Genomic DNA, 18,357 nt, shown 5'->3' on the forward strand with positions numbered 1-18,357 from the left:
TCATTTTCTATTGATAGGTGGAAATGTTTCTATAAACAAATTTATTATTTCAATAGAAATCTTAGAAGATAAACTAATAATTAAAATCCAACATTCATTACATCTGGGTTTGAACCAACCCGCTCATCTTTATTTAAACCATCCATTCTCTCCATATCCTCCGGTGATAATTCAAAATTGAATATGTTAGCATTTTCAATGATCCGTTGCTCTTTAATTGACTTTGGAATCGTTACAACTTTATTTTGTAAATCCCAACGTAGGATGACTTGGGCAGGCGACTTTTGATATTTTTCTGCGATTTCGTTAATGGTCGGCTCACTTAATAATTGCCCTTGCTTTAATGGTGACCATGCTTCCAATTGAATCCCTTCTCTTTGACAAAAAGCATGCAACTCTTTTTGCGCTAAATGGGGATGATACTCGACTTGATTGACCATTGGCTTGATCTCAGCTTCACTTATTAAATCCTGCAAATGGTGTATATGGAAGTTGCTGACTCCGATTGCTCGAACTCGTCCGTCTTTATACAATTTTTCAAGTGCTCTCCAAGTTTCTTTATACGTTTTATTTTGTCCAGGCCAGTGGATTAAATATAAATCTAAATAATGGAGACCAAGCTTGTTTAAGCTTGTTTCAAATGCTTGAAGGGCCGCATCATACCCATGGTCTGAATTCCAAACCTTAGACGTTATAAATAAATCTTCTCTTGGGACACCGGACTCCTTTATTGCCTGCCCTACGCCTTCTTCATTTTGGTAAATAGCTGCCGTATCAATGCTTTTATAACCATGTTTAATGGCAGACTTCACTGCGTCAATAACCTCTGAACCCTCTTTAACTTTAAAAACACCCAACCCAAACCAAGGCATCTTTACACCATTATGTAAAGTTGTTGTATCTTGTAAGCTTTTTAGCATATTATCCATATATCTCATCCTTTCTAATCCGTAATTTTCCTTTATTATGATACACGAGATTTTTCTTTTTTACACCTAAATTGCTTTATTAGTCAATGACCTGTATCTTTATATAGCATAAAAAACCAAAAACTTTATATTTTCTTTCATTTTCCCTTCCTATCCCTAACTCTGTATTGTAATATAGAAGTATGTTTATGAATATTCTGATAATAAATGCTACTTATAATTTAGGAGGTCTTTGAATGTCCAACAATGCTGTGTGGTTCCCTGACAACGCTTATATTGAATCAACTAGACTTTTTCAATGGATGAAACAATTAGGCTTTGATGATTATGATGCATTTTACGAAAAATCAATTCAAGATATTGAATGGTTTTGGGACGAGGCGGTAAAAACATTGGGAATTGAATGGTATCAACCATACTCCAACACTTTAAATCTATCAGACGGAATCAAGTGGCCGAAATGGTTTGGTGGCGGCAAGTCTAATGTTGTTTACAATGCAGTTGAAAAATGGGCCGAATCAGAAAAAACAAGAGATCAAATTGCTCTCATTTGGGAAAGTGATGATGGTGAGGTCATCCGCTATAGTTTTGGACAACTAAACGAAGAAATCGTAAAAGCTGCAAAAGGTTTACTTGTGGAGGGAATCCAAAAGGGAGATGTTATTTCGATTTATATGCCAATGATTCCCGAAACAGTCATTGCAATGATGGCTATTGCCAAAATTGGCGCAATCTTTTCCCCTGCTTTTTCCGGTTATGGAGCGGATGCAGTTGCAACTAGGATTAATGCTGCTAATGCAAAAATGTTAATTACAGCTGACGGGTTCCTTCGTCGAGGAAAACAGGTTTCAATGAAAAATGAAGCAGACCGGGCAGTCGGTCTGTCGCCTTCGATTGAAAAGGTTATTGTTGTGAAGCGATTGAATAATGAGATACCATGGCAAGCTGGTCGTGACCTCTCATGGGAGGAACTTATCAAGAAAGGGCAAAACAAAAATGGAGTGAAAACTTTGGAGTTAGAAAGTGACGAACCACTTATGTTGCTTTACACTTCTGGTACAACCGGAAAACCAAAAGGTGCTGTTCACACACATACAGGGTTCCCATTAAAAGCTGCCTTTGACGCGGGACTAGCAATGGATGTGAAACAAGGAGATACCCTTTTCTGGTACACAGATATGGGGTGGATGATGGGCCCATTCCTTGTATATGGCGGATTAATAAATGGAGCTAGCATTCTATTATTTGAAGGAACCCCCGATTTTCCAAATCCTGATCGAATTTGGGAAGTAACAAGTAAGCATGGAGCAACACATTTGGGTATTTCCCCTACCCTTATCCGTTCATTAATGAAACACGGCGAAGAATGGGCTCATAAACATGATCTTTCAAAACTCCATGCTATAGGTTCAACTGGTGAACCATGGAACCCGGAACCATGGCTGTGGTTATTTGAAAAGGTTGGAATGAAACGAATTCCAATTATCAATTATTCCGGAGGTACGGAAATTTCTGGAGGTATTCTTGGGAATGTTCTCGTAAAACCAATTGGTCCAATTACGTTCAACTCTCCTATTCCTGGAATGGAAGTACATGTTTACGATGAAAATGGCAATCCTGTTATAGGTGAAGTTGGCGAACTTGTTATTTCAAAGCCATGGGTTGGGATGACAAATGGTTTTTGGAATGAGCCTGAGCGGTACGAGAAATCCTATTGGGATCGTTGGCCAAATACGTGGGTCCATGGTGACTGGGTCATAAAAGATGATGATGGATTTTATACGATTACGGGGCGTTCAGATGATATTCTGAACGTTGCAGGAAAACGGTTGGGTCCTGCAGAGCTAGAATCAATTTTAGTTGAACATCCTGATGTAGTTGAAGCCGGTACAATCGGTGTTCCTGATGATGTTAAAGGTGAAGTTGCCATTTGTTTTGCCGTACTAAAAGGAGAAGATTTAGATACTGTTAAAATTAAGAACGAAGCCATGGAATTAGTCGCCGAAAAGATCGGAAAAGCTTTAAAACCAAAAGAAATTTTCTTTGTTCATGATTTACCAAAAACACGAAATGCCAAGGTCATGCGTCGTGCCATCAAAGCCGGATTTTTAAACAAAGATGCCGGCGATCTTTCATCACTTGAAAATCCGCATACTGTTGAGGCAATCCGAGAATTGGGAAAGGAATATTACAAACAAAAATAGATATAAACAAAAAATGCCGAAGATAATTTCTTCAGCATTTTTTGTTTAAGTATCAACTAGCTTCTTTTACTGACTTTTTGAAACTTCCAATATTGCTAACATTATAAATTCCTTCCATTAGTAACGCCAGCATGATCCCCATCAATAAGCCATTGGAGAACAATGGTCGAACTAACTCCGGAACGGTAACAAAGGCTTCTGAAGGGAGATTCATAATTGTCATCCCTAGTAAAGCTGGCAAAGCTATTTTGTATATGGTCTTTGGAGAAAACTCCAATTTTTCAATATTTCTAAGAGCTGACCTGAAAAGCTGTAAATAGGCTACAAAAAGGATTGTGTTCCCTACACTGTTCGGAATCGTAGAGAAAAATGCACTTAATGATGGAATGGCTCCTAATATAATAAAAAGCACGGATCCAATGAAAAATGGGGCTCTTTCTTTGATTCCGGTTGATTGCAAAAAGCCTAATGAAGAGGCATATGGTGCATAGGGAACCAAGCCTAAGGCCCCGGATAATGATGTAAACGTTCCAGAAAGCAATAATGAAGATTTATACTGTTTTGCTTTTGTTTCTTTTTCATAAATATCCTCGGCACCCTTTAATGTTGCAATTGTATTGGTGGTGTTAAGTAATCCCGTAATCACGACGGTCAACACAATTCCCCACTGGATTGTAGGTCCCCCCCATGGAAACCAGTTCAAGAATGGCAGTGTTTTAATTAAATTTGCTTCTTCCCCATTTGGCAAAAGAAAAACGGCCCCGATCCAACCAATGATCATTCCGATTAATAAAGACAGATTGCTAACAATACCTTTCCCTTTGACATTTAGGATAATGGTTATAGCCGCAATAACAAATGAAAAGCAGGCCACTTTAACATTGATGTAATCACCGCTATTTAACCCAAGCATTCCTTTTAAAAAAATAAATATGAGCTGATTGGCAAGCAATAACAAAAAAACAAACATCACCGCAGGGGTAAACCACTTTTTAAGAAGATCCCCTATCCCAAGTAACCCCAGTGCTACAACAAGTATCCCTGAAATGATTGCACCAACAGCAATGCTTCCGCCAATTGTCTGTAAATCTAAATGTAACGCGCTAGCAGAAGCAGCTAAACTTAGAATTACGCCCCACCATAATCCGGATTGCCCTTCCATTAAGGATAAACGATGTCCAATCATCCCTTGCAGAATACAAGCAATCCCTGTAAAAATAAAGGACCTTTGTAGGGCAGAAATGATTTCAATTTGCTCTAACTGAAATGCACTGCCAATTGAGATGGGTATAACAACGGTATTGGCAAACATAAAGAATAACCATTGAAAACCGGCTAATAATGTGATTGAAGTATTTAATTGATTGTTCACCCTAATTCTCCCTTCCCCTGATCGATGTCTTCCTATCGTTTGAATTCACTCAAAATCACGTCACATGTTTTTTGTATATGTTCCATTGTTAGTTGGATTAAACCGTCAATTTCCTTTTTTGCTAGTATTTCTACTATTTTATAATGTTCTTGTTGCGATACTTCTAAATGATGAGTTGAAGAAGCATATATATTCATATACGGCTCCACCCGTCCCCATGTTTTTTCTAAAAGCTCAAGTAACGGTGCAGAATACGAATAGGAGTATAGCTTAAAATGGAATTGTTTATTTAGTTCATTCCATTCTAACGGATCTGCTTTCTGATCCATTTCTTTGACTTTGTTTTCAAGTGCTGTTAACTCTATTTTTCCAATATTAGAAAAAGCCCATTCGATTGCCATCTTCTCCAGTGTTTTTCTAATCATGAAAATTTCAATTAATTCCTTTGAGGATAACCGTTTGACAACTGTACTTCTTCTTTCAGCAGTAATGAAACCTTCGGACTGCAGCCTTTTTAAAGCCTCTCTTGCAGGCATCGTACTTACCCCGTACATGTCAGCAATTTTTCTTATGGATACTTTTTCTCCAGGGGAAAACTCACCCTTAATAATTTTGTCGCGTAAATGTTTATACACTTCCTCGGAAAGAGTCGGAACAACTATGATTTGTTTATGATCCTTGACGATGTTACTCACCTCTTTTTACACTAGTCAATCTGCGATTGTGATATGTGATCACACCTTATGTTCTTTTATAATATAAGCTAAATTATAGAAATTCAATACCTTCGTTTGAATTTTCAGAATAAAAATATAAAGTATTTCAATAATATACATTTTTTCACATAAAAAAGAGCGGCTGTTATCTGCTAATTCAGCAGATAAAGCCACTCTTTCTGTAAATTTTAATATACGTCACGTAAATAACGTTTTTGCTTAGCCATATCATCTAAATATACTTCAGCTGCTTCACGACTCATGCCGCCTTCTTGTTCGATAACAGTAATAAGCGCTTCATGAACGTCTTTAGCCATACGTGCTTTATCACCACAAACATAGAAGGATGCTCCGTTATCTAACCAAGCAAATAATTCTTTAGCGTTTTCAAGCATTCTATTTTGTACATAAACCTTTTTCTCTGTATCACGAGAGAATGCAGTCGTTACTTTTGTTAATACGCCATCTTGTTGATATTTCTCTAACTCATCTTTGTAAAGAAAATCTGTTGCTTCATGCTGGTCTCCGAAGAATAACCATGTTCTACCAGTTGTTCCATTAACAGCACGTTCCTCAATAAATGAACGGAACGGTGCGATGCCTGTCCCTGGTCCACACATAATAACGTCCGTTTCTAGGGATTCAGGCAAATGGAAATGTTTATTTGGTTGAACAAATACTGGGATTGTATCACCTTCTTGAGTACGTTCAGCAATCTGTACAGAACAAACACCTTTGCGGTCTCGTCCATGTGCATTATAACGTACAGCACCAATGGTTAGATGAACTTCACCAGGATGTGCATTAAAGCTGCTTGCAATTGAATATAGACGTGGTGTTAACTTTCTTAAAAGTGATACGATATCTTGAGCTGTAGCAGTCCAAGGACCGAAATCACGCAACATATCTAGTAAATCACGACCATAAACATATTCTTTCAGTTGGTCTGCATTTTCATCAGAAATAAGCTTTTGTAATTCTTCATTTTCTGTGAAGGCAGCAGCCCCTTGTAAAAGCTTTCTTGACAATAAAGTAATTTCAAACTGTGTTGTTAAAGCTTCTTTCAGTGGAAGTGTTTCCCCTTGTTTATTAACAATTACAGGTTCTTCCTCGTCCCATCTCATTTCTTCAAGTAGTGCATTAACAAGCTCAGGATCATTTGCAGGAATAATACCGAGGGCATCACCAGCGACATAGGATAATCCTGATCCTTCCAATGAAAATTCGATATGTCTAGTTTCCTTACTTGAACCTGTACCATTTAAATTTACATTCTTTAGAACTTTCGCATGAAATGGATTTGTTCTTGAATATAATGGTACTTTCTTGTCGTCTGCATTTTTTACTACTGTAGTTTGCATAATCCTTCCCCCCACATAGTTGTATAAAGCAAGGATAGCACGAAATGAGAAAATAAAATGTATATTTTTTCACATATTTTTTCAAAAAATCATAAAAAAATACATCGAATTATATAGGTAAATTTTCTCTTAAATGCTATCGTCAATGCTACTTGAAAAAAATAAACAGGATTCCACTGAGTAATTGATATGTTTTATTTGAACTTTCTTGCCAACCAGAAATTCCCTTACGTATATATTTCTAATTTGAACATATTATTTGTGTATTAAAGCCGGTTAAATGGAAATCCATTTTTATCTTTTTCAAAGTTAGTATAGAGCAAATAAGGCAGATGTTCAAGGGGTTCTTGGACAAGAAATAAGAAAGGACATTACCGTTTTTTCAGCAATGTCCCCATTATTGTCATGCCATTTTAAACCGGGTAGACTCCATGCTTTCGATCTGTGAACATTTGGTATTTAGAGGAATATGCATCCAATCTGTTTACTAACTCTTGACGCAGATTATTCGGTTCAACAATACCATCAATAATCAGTTCCGATGCTAAACGATAGATATCAATATCCTGCCTGTATTCTTCCCGTTTTTGCTGAATGAAAGCAGGACGATCTTCCTCAGGTAAAGAGGCAATTTTATTGGCGTAAACTGCGTTAACGGCGGCCTCTGGTCCCATTACAGCGATTTGAGCTGAAGGGAGTGCCAAGCAGCAATCTGGCTCGAAAGCTGGGCCTGCCATGGCATATAGTCCTGCCCCATAAGCTTTTCTTACAATTACAGATATTTTGGGAACAGTGGCTTCACTCATAGCTGAAATCATTTTAGCTCCGTGGCGAATAATTCCAGCACGCTCTACCTTTGTTCCAATCATAAATCCGGGAATATCGGCCAGGAACAAGAGCGGTATGTGGTAGGCGTCACACAAAGTAATAAATTTAGCTGCTTTATCAGCAGAATCATGGAATAACACACCACCTTTTACACGTGGTTGGTTAGCAATAATACCAATCGATTGGCCGTCCATTCTAGCGAACCCAGTGATCAGTTCAGCTGCAAACAGCTTCTTAATTTCACAAAATGAATTTTCATCAATGAGCCTGTCGATTAAATCGTACATATTAAATGGTGCATTTTGATTTTCTGGTATAATGTCAGCAATCGATCTTTCGAATTGCTTAGGTGAAATTGGTTCAGCTACATCTGGTTTTTCCTTATAATTTTGTGGAAAATAAGATAAATAACGGCGCGCAAAAGCTAAGGCTTCTTCCTCCGATTTAACAAGGACGTCACCACACCCCGAGACCGAGCAATGCATTTTCGCTCCCCCCATCTCCTCAAGGGTCACCTTTTCTCCAATCACCATTTCAGCCATGCGAGGAGAACCTAAATACATGGAGGCATTGCCATCGACCATTACGACAATATCGCAAAAAGCGGGAATATAAGCACCACCCGCTGCAGATGGGCCAAATAATAAACAAATTTGTGGAACCTTCCCAGAAAGCTTTACTTGATTATAAAAAATCCGTCCAGCCCCTCTTCTGCCAGGGAACATTTCAATTTGGTCGGTAATCCTGGCACCAGCAGAATCAACTAAATAAAGCATAGGAACCTGTAGCTTCTCAGCCGTTTCTTGAATACGGATAATCTTTTCAACCGTGCGTGCGCCCCAGGAACCCGCTTTCACAGTCGAATCGTTAGCCATAACACAGACAGTTCTGCCATTAATTTTGCCAATTCCGGTAACCACTCCATCAGCTGGAAGCCCATCATCTAAGCAATTGGCAAAAAAGGCATCTTCTACTTTCATGCCTTCATCAAACAAAAGTTCAAGTCGGTCTCGTACAAAAAGTTTTCCTTTTTCAGCATTTTTTTCGTGGTACGTTTGGGCCCCGCCTTTTTTTATTTTTTCCATGCGTTCTTGTAGTGTTTGTTTTATATCCATGACTATTCCCCTTTGTACTCTGGTTTTCTCTTTTCTTTAAATGCGGTTAAGCCTTCTACACGGTCTTTTGTTGGAATTGTAATTGCATAGGCCATTTGTTCGATTTGGAGGCCTGTTTGCAAATCCACTTCCATACCTTTGTTGATTGCAAGCTTTGCCTGACCTACTGCAATTGGGCCATTTTCAGCTATTCTGTTTGCGATTGCTTTGGCTTTATTTAATAGTTCCTCCGCCGGAACGACATATTCAACAATACCAATATCCAAGGCTTCGTAGGAGTTTATTCTTTGGGCCGTGTAAATGAGTTCCTTCGCTTTTCCTAGCCCTATAAGACGTGGGAGACGCTGTGTGCCACCAGCACCAGGGATTATCGCAAGCGAAGTTTCCGTTAATCCAACCGTTGCTGTATCAGCGGTAACACGGATATCACAGGCTAGGGCAAGTTCTAATCCGCCGCCCAATGCTGCACCGTTTATGGCTGCAATAACTGGCATTGGCAGCTGCTCCACGTCATTAATGACTTGGCGAATTAATGAGACCGTTTGTTTGACTTCAATTGTAGTCATCGTGGACCGTTCCTTTAAATCTGCGCCTGCACAGAACACTTTTTCACCTGAACCCGTTATGATCACGGTCCGAATCATTGGATCATATTTAATTTCTGAAAGAATATCTTGGAGTTCAAAAAGCAGTTGTTTTGAAAAAGCATTAGCAGCTTCTGGTCGGTTTAAGGTAATGATGACGATATTATTTTGCCATTCCATTAGGATCGTTTCCGTCAATATTGTTCGCTCCTTTCTACGCTAAGTACAATTTTTTCCTCGTTCAGTTTGCATCGTGTGGCTTGGGAGCAATTTTCCTATTTTGCCTTCTATAAATAGGGCTGCATTAAGGAGTTGATCCCGATTAATCCCTGTTTTAATCCCCATATTCTCAAGCATGTAATGAAGATCATCTGTTGCAAGATTACCGGATGCGCCAGGGGCATAGGGACATCCACCGAGTCCGCCAAGCGCACTATCAAAATTAGAAATTCCTAGATTAAGAGCTACGAGAACATTGGCCAGTGCAGTCCCTCTTGTATTGTGAAAATGCATCGCTAACCTTTCTTTGGGAAATCGTGACAGTACTTCTAGAAGGACCTCTTCCACCTGTTTAGGATTGGCTACACCTATTGTGTCCCCAAGAGAAAGTTCTTGGATGCCAAGTGTAAACAATTCATCAGCCACGGTTAGGACAGCATCTGCTGAGACAGCACCCTCATATGGACATCCAAAAACAGTAGACACATAGCCTCGTACCGTTTTCCCAGCCGCTAGTGCTTCTTGTATGACCGGTTTTAAGATTGGAAATGTATCATTTATTGATTTATTAATATTTTTTAGATTATGTGACTCTGAAGCGGACATAAAGACGGCAACCTCATCAACATTTGCTTCAAGCGCACCCTCGAGCCCTCTTTCATTAGGAACGAGGGCCGCATAAGTGACATTTTTATAACGGTTGATTGACTTTGCCACTTGTAGTGCATCAGCAAGTTGTGGAATCCATTTCGGATTAACAAAAGATGTTATTTCGATATAGGATAAGCCCGTTTCAGATAGCATATTAATCCATTGAATTTTATCCTCTGTTTGAATAAATTGGTTCTCATTTTGTAAGCCGTCCCTTGGGCCCACTTCTTTAATAGTTACGGAACTTGGAAGATTTATATTATTCAACAACAATGAGCTCATCTTCTTCATTTACAAAATCGCCTTCATTGATTTTTACTACCTTTACAACACCGCTTACCTCCGCTGCTATTGGAATTTCCATTTTCATCGATTCTAAGATGACCACATCTTGTCCTTCTGTAACCGTGTCACCTTCGCTCACTAGTATTTTCCAAACGCTTCCTGCCATATTTGTTTGAATGATTGCCATGTAAATTCCCCCTATAAATATTTTTCTACGAATTGCGTGGTTGTGTCCCCAGCTTGAAATGCTTGATGTGTAATGACTTGTTGCAACATCGGAATATTGGTTTTAATTCCTTCAATCTTGTAATCTTCTAAAGCTTCGATTAATCGTTCGATTGTCTCCTCTCTCGACGGGGCTGATACAATTAATTTCGCGATCATCGGGTCATAAAATGGTGTTACAGTTGATGAGCCATGAACCGCCAACTCATGACGTACACCCTCACCCTCCGGCAACTCCAATTTTGTAATTGTTCCTGGAGACGGGAAGAATGATTTTGGATCTTCTGCGTAGATACGAACTTCAATCGCATGTCCTTCTCGCTTTATCTCTGATTGGTCGAAGCGGAGCCTTTCACCGGCAGCAACTCGAAGCTGCTCTTCAACTAAATCTGTTCCTGTAATTTCTTCGGTCACCGGATGCTCGACCTGCAGCCTAGTATTCATTTCTAAAAAGTAAAAATTCTTTTCTTCATCGACTAAAAATTCAATTGTTCCAGCATTATGATAACCAATCGCTTTCGCTGCTTTTACCGCAGTTTCACCCATTTTAGTACGGGTTTCTTCGTCTAAGAACGGAGATGGAGCTTCCTCAACGACCTTTTGATGACGGCGTTGAATCGAACATTCACGTTCCCATAAATAGACGCAATTTCCATCCTGATCGGCTAATAACTGAATTTCGATATGACGTGGATTGCCGATATATTTTTCAATATACATATCACCATTTCCGAAAAACATTTGCGCTCTTTTTTGGTTTCCTTCATAGGCTTTCGTTAATTCCTCACTATTATAAACAACCTGCATGCCGATTCCGCCACCGCCGGCACTGGCTTTTAGCATGACGGGATAACCTATATTTTCAGCAACCTGGATTGCTTCGGAAACATCTGCCAAAGCCTCTTCCGTACCGGGAACGACAGGGACCCCCGCTTCAATCATCGTAATTCTTGAAGCAACTTTACTGCCCATTTTTTCAATGACTTCCGCTGTTGGACCGATAAACGTAATGCCGGCCTCTACACATTTCCTTGCAAATGCTCCATTTTCACTTAATAATCCATACCCAGGATGAATCGCTTCAGCACCTGTTTCTTTAGCGATTTCGATTATTTTTTCTATTTGAAGATAGCTTTCATGTACTCTTGGCTTTCCAATGCAATAGCTTTCGTCTGCCATTTTTACGTGCGGTGCATCGGCATCTGCTTCAGAATATATGGCAACTGTTTGAATCCCTAGTTTTTGACATGTGCGAATTACACGTACTGCAATCTCCCCACGATTGGCAATCAAAATTTTTGTAAACATAGTTGTTCCCCCTATTTTGCAACAGTGCCTGAAGCAGTAATGTTTTTAATTTGGGCAACAGTAGCCGGATCTTCAAGTCCCGTGATATCACCAGAAACCGTTCCTGCGACAATGATTTCTTTCAATAAGCGGCGCATAATTTTTCCACTTACTGTTTTTGGCAACGTTTCTGTAAAAACAATCGTTTTTGGAAGAGCAATTTTCCCGATTTGTTGAATGATGCGATCGTTGATTTTTTCTTTTAACTCCTCTGTCCCTAAAGAAATATCAGTTAAGCGGGCAAATACTAATGGAATTTCTCCTTTTATTTCATCTGGAATCCCAATAACGGCTGCCTCCGCAACGCCTTCACATTCCATTACAGCGCTTTCAATTTCCATCGTACTTAAGCGGTGTCCAGCAACATTAAAGGCATCATCAGACCGACCGACAACCCAAACATAGCCTTCCTCATCTATTAAAGCTAGGTCACTTGCAAAATAGCAGTTTTCTACTTGGCTAAAATAGGAAGCATAATAGCGTTCCGGTTCTTTCCAAAGTGTACGGCAAAGCATCGGAAATGGCTTTCTTATCACCAAATTTCCTAGTGTACCAGGTTTAACGGGATTGCCCACTTCATCAACAACAGCCACATCCGCACCTAAAAACTGCATTCCGGCGGAACCAGGCTTCATAGGTGTTAACCATGCAGCACCAGCAATCGGACAGCCTGCTGTTTCTGTTTGCCCCCATGTATTGTTTACGCAAATATTCTTTTTACCTAAAACTTCATAGGTCCATTGCCATGTTTCAGGATCAAATGGTTCTCCAACGAGTGAGATTACATCAAGACATGATAAGTCGTATTGATCGGCAACTTTTTCCCCTAGGCTCTTTAGCATCCGTAATGCGGTAGGGGCGGTAAATAATTTATTGACCCGATATTTTTCAATAATTTGATAGAATCTATCTTTTGTAGGGTGATCAATGGAACCTTCATACACAATCGTTGTAACACCATTCGCGAGGGCGCCTGTGATTCCCCAAATGTGCATTGTTAACCAGCCGATATCAGCTGTACACCAAAATACGTCATCATCATGGTGGTCCATATGGTATTTTGCATAAATGTAATTTTGTACGACAAATGCCATTCCAGAATGAACAACACCTTTAGGTTTTCCAGTCGTACCACTTGTATAAAAAACAATGCCGTATTCATTGGCTTCTAATCTTTCAGGTTCGCAAACTATGCTTGCCTTTTTCGTCAGTTCATCCCACCAATAATCGCGCCCTTCTTGCATATCGATTTCTGTTCCTAATCGATCGACTACTATCACGGCTTCAATGGATGGAATATCAGGGACAACTGCATCAACTTTTTCTTTCAGGCGAATGACATTACCACGTCTTGTTGTAGCGTCGGTAGTGACGATAATTTTTGGTTCAAAGCTTACAAGACGGTCTTTTAATGACTTTTCGGAGTAGCCCGAAAAAATAGTGTTATAGATTGCCCCAATACGGAAGCATGCTAAAACAGCAATAAAGGCTTCAGCAAGATTGGGCAGGAAAATCGCAACACAATCCCCTTTTTTAACACCAAATGACCTAAGAACATTGGCAAAACGATTGACTTCTGCTAAAAGCATATTATACGTATAAAGCTTCGTATCCCCGTTTTCACCCTCCCAAATGAGAGCGGTCCGGTTACCAGCACCATTTTCAACATGACGATCCAGCAGGTTAATTGATGGATTGCTTATTCCACCGTCAAAAAATCGAAAATCAGGTAGCTGCCCACTCATAGTCTCCTTCCACGGCTCATACCAAACTAATTCTTTTGCTATGCTATCCCAAAAGGAGACAGGATCTTCTTGGGATTGTTGTAGAAGTTCTTGAAATGCTTTACTGCTGCCAATTGAGGTTTTTGCTTGTTTTTCTTCTCCTGGGTATACGAGTTTACTTTCAGAAACTACTTTTAAAATTCCGCTTACATCCATTTGAATCCCCCTTAGTAAAGTTAAAGTATAACTATTGGTTATCTATGTTTTACAAAGGTGCCTTGTTTGAATAGTGAGTAATTTCCGTTTTTTTAACAACCTAATTGTCGGGCAATTACGAGACGTTGTATTTCAGATGTACCTTCACCGATTTCCATCAGCTTAACATCACGCAAATAACGCTCTACTTCGTATTCACGCATGTAGCCGTAGCCGCCATGAATTTGAATTGCCTGGTTGCAGGCTCTAAAGCCGGCTTCTGATGCGAATAATTTGGCATAGGCTGATTCTTTCGTAAATGGCTTGCCATTATCTTTTAACCAAGCAGCCTTTTGAACCATATTTCGCGCAAGTTCAATTTCCATTGCCATATCAGCCAGTTTGAATTGAATCGCTTGGAATTTAGAGATGGATTGACCAAATTGTGTTCTCTCCTTCGCATAGCTTAATGCTTTATCAAGTGCTGCCTGGGCAATTCCTACAGATAATGCTGCAATCGAAATACGTCCACCGTCCAATGTATATAGAAATTGTTTAAATCCCGCTTTTGCATCACCTAATAAGTTTTCCTTTGGCACACGTACATCTTGAAGGATTAACTCGGATGTATTGGAGCCGCGGAGACCCATTTTTTCATAATTGTTATTGATCGTAAATCCTGGCGCATCAGTTGGAACGATAATAGCAGAAATAATATTTTTACCGCGCTCATCTTTCCCTGTAATTGCTGTTACGATTACTGTCTTTGCATACCCAGCATTGGTAATAAAGCATTTTTCACCGTTGATAACATATTCATCACCATCGAGAACCGCTCTTGTTCTAGTTCCCCCGGCATCTGAGCCTGCATTTGGTTCCGTTAAGCCGAATGCACCTAAAGTTTGACCGCTTGCAAGTGGAACTAGATAATTTTTCTTTTGTTCTTCTGTTCCGAAATAATAAATGGGGCTAGCGCCAAGAGACACAGCAGCCGCATAACTTAAGCCTGTACTACCGCAAGCTCTTCCAATCTCTTCCACTGCAATCGCATAAGAAATCGTGTCCCCTCCGGAACCACCATATTTTTCTGGAAAAGGAATCCCCAGAAGCCCTAATTCCCCCATTTTTCTAAATGTATCTAAAGGAAACTCCCCAGTGCGGTCTACCTCTTCAGCTTTTGGGGCAACTTCTTTTTCAGCAAAAGCTCGCACCATATCTCGAATCATTTCTTGCTCTTTTGATAATTCAAAATTCATTCGATTTGCCTCCTCTTCTAAAATATGAATGGTTGTACCTATATATGTGATTTCATGATGTATTGACTATTATCAGTTTTCTCTTTAGAGACCGACCAGACGGTCTGTCCTACGCATAATAAACGTAGGTACTTAGAATCCTACAATAAAAAGGACAAATATTCTGGAGTTTCCTTTGCTTCCTCCGTAAGTAAAGAGTTCAGAATTAAATCTGTAAAAATTTCAGCTATTTCTTCAATTGTTTTTTCCCCATCTGCTTGGTACCATTTGTAAGTCCAGTTCACCATACCTAATATGGCCATGCCGGTTATCTTCACCGAAAGATTTTGACGAAATTCACCAGCTTCAATGCCCTCTTCGATAACTTGAAAAATGATGTCCCGATAATCATCCCTTTTCTTTTTAATAATCTCTTCATATTCTGGTTTTAAATAAATGCTTTCTTGATAAAAAACTGAAATGTGAGGCTTGTAAAGATCAAAAACTCTTACAAATGATTGAATGATAGCTTGCAATCTTTCTGTCGGTGTTGTGTAAATTTGAATTGCTTCATTTGCTTTTTCTAGAACATAGCTAATGAAGTAGTCGTGGATCATATAAAGTAGTTCGTCTTTTGACTTAAAATGATGATAAAATCCACCTTTTGAAGTTTCGCTTTTTTCTACTATTTGGTTTACTGTAACACCATGATACCCATGTGTTTCAAACAATTGTAAAGCAGTGGAGATGATTTTATCCTTTAATTGTGACATAGTAATTACCACCTTGTATGTAAGTTTAACAAAACAATTCAGAAAATTCAATAAAGAAATATAAAATTTTTATACTTTTTTTACATAAAACAACTTGTTTATAGATAAAAAATAATAGCATTAACAAAATTGTCAATGCTATTATTTACTCTGCTTTATTTGGGCTTTATTCAGACTGTTTTTCAATAGCAGACTTCCAAACCTGTTTTACTTCACCTTTTTCAGCGATATCAATCACAAAGGAGCCGTTGCTGTAACGGTCATTTTCACGTAAATCATTTGGATTTAAACTTTCAATGAAGTCTTTTTCAGTTTTAAAATAGACAGTTTCATTTTCGCTTGCTGACAGGATTCCGGTTACTTTATGTGGATTTGCCTTCAATTCACGAAGCATCACTACACCACGCTTGGCCCTTGATGTTTTTTCAAATTCCTTTAGGTTCATCCTTTTAGCTGCCCCGCGATGTGTGATTAAAACAAAGTCTGGTTTCTCAGTAGGGTCAAATATAAAACCACTAACAACATAGTCCTCATCCTTTAAATTAATACCTTTCACACCTGCTGCTCGCTGTCCAATAATACTAACCTCTTCTTCCGCAAACCATAAACCATAACCATTATGTGTACCAATAAATACATCCTTGCTGCCATCTGTTAGATAGACATCCACTACTTCATCCTCATCTTTTAAGTTGATTGCGACCAATGGCTTAGAATAGCGCTGGGCTTGGTAGAGTGATAATTGCGAACGTTTCACCATTCCATTCTTTGTAAAGAACAATAAGAATTCATTTTCAGTGAATTCCCGAATCGGGATTGCTTTAACTAAATCTTCGTCTTTATCAATTGGAATAATATTAGCGACATGCTGACCGAGATCCTTCCAGCGTATATCTGGCATTTCATGTACAGGCAAATACAAATAATTCCCTTTATTTGTAAACAACAGTAGTTTATCAGTTGTATTGATTTCGAATTGACCAAGTAGAAAATCGTTTTCCTTCATTCCAAATTCTTTACCATTGGATGCGGTATATGATCTTATTGATGTCCGTTTGATGTAACCGTCTTTTGTAACTGTAACGATAACATCCTCTGAAGGGATCAGCACTTCCAGATTAATGACAATCTCTTCAATTTCCGCTTCAATTTTCGTACGGCGGTTATCAGCAAATGCCTTTTTAACTTGTAATAATTCTTTTTTAATTACAGAAAAGAGCTTTTTCTCACTAGCCAAAATACTTGTTAGATCATCAATTTTTTTCGATAATTCCTCATCCTCTTTTTGCAGGGCGGTAATATCAGTATTTGTTAAACGATAAAGCTGTAACGTTACAATCGCTTCTGCTTGAGCTTCTGTGAATTGGAATTTAGCGATTAAATTATTTTTTGCATCGCGTTTATCCTTAGATGCTCTAATTGTCGAAATGACTTCGTCTAGAATAGAGATTGCTTTGATTAAGCCTTCGACGATATGTTGACGCTCTTTAGCCTTATTTAACTCGAACTCGGAACGGCGTGTTACCACTTCTTTTTGGTGATCAATATAAGCATCAAGCATTTGTCCGAGGCTAATTTGCTTCGGTGTGCGATTGTGAATCGCAACCATGTTAAAACTATAGGAAATTTGTAAATCGGAATTTTTAAATAAATAATTTAAAATCCCTTCTGCATCAGCATCTTTTTTTAATTCTATCACAATGCGGAGGCCTGTGCGGTCCGTTTCATCTCTGACTTCCGTAATTCCTTCGATTTTCCGGTCAATGCGGAACTCATCAATTTTTTTAACTAAGTTCGCTTTATTAACCTCGTATGGGATTTCATCAATGATAATTTGTTGTCTGCCACCCCGTAAATCCTCAATCGTGGTACGTCCACGAACAACAATTCGACCTTTCCCAGTCTCGTAAGCTTTTTGAATTCCTTCAATTCCTTGAATAATACCGCCTGTAGGGAAATCCGGTCCTTTTATCACCTGCATTAAATCTGCAACTGTACAAGCAGGATTATCGATACGCATAATGACGCCATCGATGACTTCACTAAGATTATGAGGTGGAATATCTGTTGCATAACCGGCTGAAATTCCTGTTGAACCATTCACCAATAAATTTGGGTACATAGACGGTAAGACAGTCGGTTCTAAAATTGAATCATCAAAGTTGGGTGTGAAATCAACTGTATTTTTATCGATATCCCGCAATAGTTCTGAGGCGATCGCAGATAGACGAGCTTCTGTATAACGCATCGCCGCCGGTGGATCGCCATCAACACTGCCGTTATTGCCATGCATTTCAATCAGGACATTACGGACTTTCCAATCCTGACTCATCCGCACCATTGCTTCATAAACAGATGAATCACCATGTGGATGGTAGTTACCAATTACATTACCAACTGTTTTCGCAGACTTACGGAATGGCTTATCACTTGTATTTCCTTCTTGGTACATCGCATACAAAATCCGTCTTTGTACAGGCTTTAAGCCGTCCCTTGCATCTGGCAGGGCACGGTCTTGAATGATATATTTACTATAACGACCGAAACGGTCGCCGATTACATCCTCTAAGGGTAATTCCATTACTTTTTCAAAT

At 39.0% G+C, this 18,357-nt stretch carries 14 protein-coding genes; 1 reads left to right on the forward strand and 13 read right to left on the reverse strand.

What is annotated here, in order from left to right; genetic code table 11:
• Positions 1-80 precede the first annotated feature (80 nt).
• Entirely contained in the window at positions 81-920 is an 840-nt protein-coding gene (locus BAZO_RS02085) for an aldo/keto reductase (protein WP_039956908.1), read from the reverse strand.
• Between the two features lie 245 nt (positions 921-1,165).
• Between BAZO_RS02085 and BAZO_RS02090 the strand changes: the two genes are divergently transcribed.
• Positions 1,166-3,133, forward strand: coding sequence for an AMP-binding protein (locus BAZO_RS02090; RefSeq protein WP_003329578.1), 1,968 nt, complete (start codon positions 1,166-1,168; stop codon positions 3,131-3,133).
• 52 nt (positions 3,134-3,185) lie between these two features.
• Here BAZO_RS02090 and BAZO_RS02095 read toward each other — a convergent pair whose 3' ends face one another.
• From BAZO_RS02095 to parC, 12 genes are all read right to left on the reverse strand, one after another.
• Complete coding sequence (locus tag BAZO_RS02095) at positions 3,186-4,505, reverse strand: uracil/xanthine transporter (RefSeq protein ID WP_003329579.1); 1,320 nt, start codon at positions 4,503-4,505, stop codon at positions 3,186-3,188.
• A 32-nt stretch (positions 4,506-4,537) separates the two neighbouring features.
• Positions 4,538-5,200 (reverse strand): GntR family transcriptional regulator, encoded by a 663-nt coding sequence (locus BAZO_RS02100; RefSeq protein WP_003329580.1) that lies wholly within the window; start codon positions 5,198-5,200, stop codon positions 4,538-4,540.
• Positions 5,201-5,409: 209 nt separating this feature from the next.
• A complete protein-coding gene (locus tag BAZO_RS02105) occupies positions 5,410-6,582 on the reverse strand; it encodes a sulfite reductase subunit alpha (RefSeq protein ID WP_003329581.1) in 1,173 nt (390 codons plus the stop codon).
• A 413-nt stretch (positions 6,583-6,995) separates the two neighbouring features.
• Positions 6,996-8,525: an acyl-CoA carboxylase subunit beta gene (locus tag BAZO_RS02110; protein WP_003329582.1), complete on the reverse strand. Its 1,530-nt coding sequence runs from the start codon at positions 8,523-8,525 to the stop codon at positions 6,996-6,998.
• 2 nt (positions 8,526-8,527) lie between these two features.
• Positions 8,528-9,289, reverse strand: coding sequence for an enoyl-CoA hydratase (locus BAZO_RS02115; RefSeq protein ID WP_039956911.1), 762 nt, complete (start codon positions 9,287-9,289; stop codon positions 8,528-8,530).
• A gap of 39 nt (positions 9,290-9,328) precedes the next feature.
• Entirely contained in the window at positions 9,329-10,270 is a 942-nt protein-coding gene (locus BAZO_RS02120; RefSeq protein WP_275450120.1) for a hydroxymethylglutaryl-CoA lyase, read from the reverse strand.
• A complete protein-coding gene (locus BAZO_RS02125) occupies positions 10,239-10,451 on the reverse strand; it encodes an acetyl-CoA carboxylase biotin carboxyl carrier protein subunit (RefSeq protein ID WP_003329586.1) in 213 nt (70 codons plus the stop codon). Before BAZO_RS02125 ends, BAZO_RS02120 begins: the two co-directional genes overlap by 32 nt.
• Positions 10,452-10,462: 11 nt before the next feature.
• The gene (accC, locus tag BAZO_RS02130) at positions 10,463-11,797 is read right to left on the reverse strand and encodes an acetyl-CoA carboxylase biotin carboxylase subunit (protein WP_003329587.1); all 1,335 of its coding nucleotides are present in this window, start codon (positions 11,795-11,797) and stop codon (positions 10,463-10,465) included.
• Positions 11,798-11,808: 11 nt separating this feature from the next.
• On the reverse strand, positions 11,809-13,776 hold the full coding sequence (locus BAZO_RS02135; protein WP_003329588.1) for an acetate--CoA ligase: 1,968 nt from the start codon (positions 13,774-13,776) through the stop codon (positions 11,809-11,811).
• A gap of 92 nt (positions 13,777-13,868) precedes the next feature.
• Positions 13,869-15,011 carry an acyl-CoA dehydrogenase gene (locus BAZO_RS02140; RefSeq protein WP_003329589.1) on the reverse strand — a complete coding sequence of 381 codons (1,143 nt, stop codon included), beginning with the start codon at positions 15,009-15,011 and terminating at the stop codon, positions 13,869-13,871.
• 140 nt (positions 15,012-15,151) lie between these two features.
• The gene (locus tag BAZO_RS02145; RefSeq protein ID WP_407697185.1) at positions 15,152-15,769 is read right to left on the reverse strand and encodes a TetR/AcrR family transcriptional regulator; all 618 of its coding nucleotides are present in this window, start codon (positions 15,767-15,769) and stop codon (positions 15,152-15,154) included.
• Positions 15,770-15,929: 160 nt separating this feature from the next.
• Positions 15,930-18,344: a DNA topoisomerase IV subunit A gene (parC, locus tag BAZO_RS02150; RefSeq protein WP_039956913.1), complete on the reverse strand. Its 2,415-nt coding sequence runs from the start codon at positions 18,342-18,344 to the stop codon at positions 15,930-15,932.
• Positions 18,345-18,357 lie beyond the last annotated feature (13 nt).

Source organism: Schinkia azotoformans LMG 9581 (genome assembly GCF_000307855.1).
Lineage (GTDB): Bacteria > Bacillota > Bacilli > Bacillales > Bacillaceae_J > Schinkia > Schinkia azotoformans.

Bases quoted from the DNA above. Each gene is read 5' to 3' on its own strand.
- BAZO_RS02105 (WP_003329581.1), bottom strand. From the start codon at position 6,582: ATGCAAACTACAGTAGTAAAAAATGCAGACGACAAGAAAGTACCATTA.
- BAZO_RS02085 (WP_039956908.1), bottom strand. From the start codon at position 920: ATGCTAAAAAGCTTACAAGATACAACAACTTTACATAATGGTGTAAAG.
- parC (WP_039956913.1), bottom strand. From the start codon at position 18,344: ATGGAATTACCCTTAGAGGATGTAATCGGCGACCGTTTCGGTCGTTAT.
- BAZO_RS02115 (WP_039956911.1), bottom strand. From the start codon at position 9,289: ATGGAATGGCAAAATAATATCGTCATCATTACCTTAAACCGACCAGAA.
- BAZO_RS02135 (WP_003329588.1), bottom strand. From the start codon at position 13,776: ATGGATGTAAGCGGAATTTTAAAAGTAGTTTCTGAAAGTAAACTCGTA.
- BAZO_RS02090 (WP_003329578.1), top strand. From the start codon at position 1,166: ATGTCCAACAATGCTGTGTGGTTCCCTGACAACGCTTATATTGAATCA.
- BAZO_RS02110 (WP_003329582.1), bottom strand. From the start codon at position 8,525: ATGGATATAAAACAAACACTACAAGAACGCATGGAAAAAATAAAAAAA.
- accC (WP_003329587.1), bottom strand. From the start codon at position 11,797: ATGTTTACAAAAATTTTGATTGCCAATCGTGGGGAGATTGCAGTACGT.
- BAZO_RS02120 (WP_275450120.1), bottom strand. From the start codon at position 10,270: ATGAAGAAGATGAGCTCATTGTTGTTGAATAATATAAATCTTCCAAGT.
- BAZO_RS02125 (WP_003329586.1), bottom strand. From the start codon at position 10,451: ATGGCAATCATTCAAACAAATATGGCAGGAAGCGTTTGGAAAATACTA.
- BAZO_RS02140 (WP_003329589.1), bottom strand. From the start codon at position 15,011: ATGAATTTTGAATTATCAAAAGAGCAAGAAATGATTCGAGATATGGTG.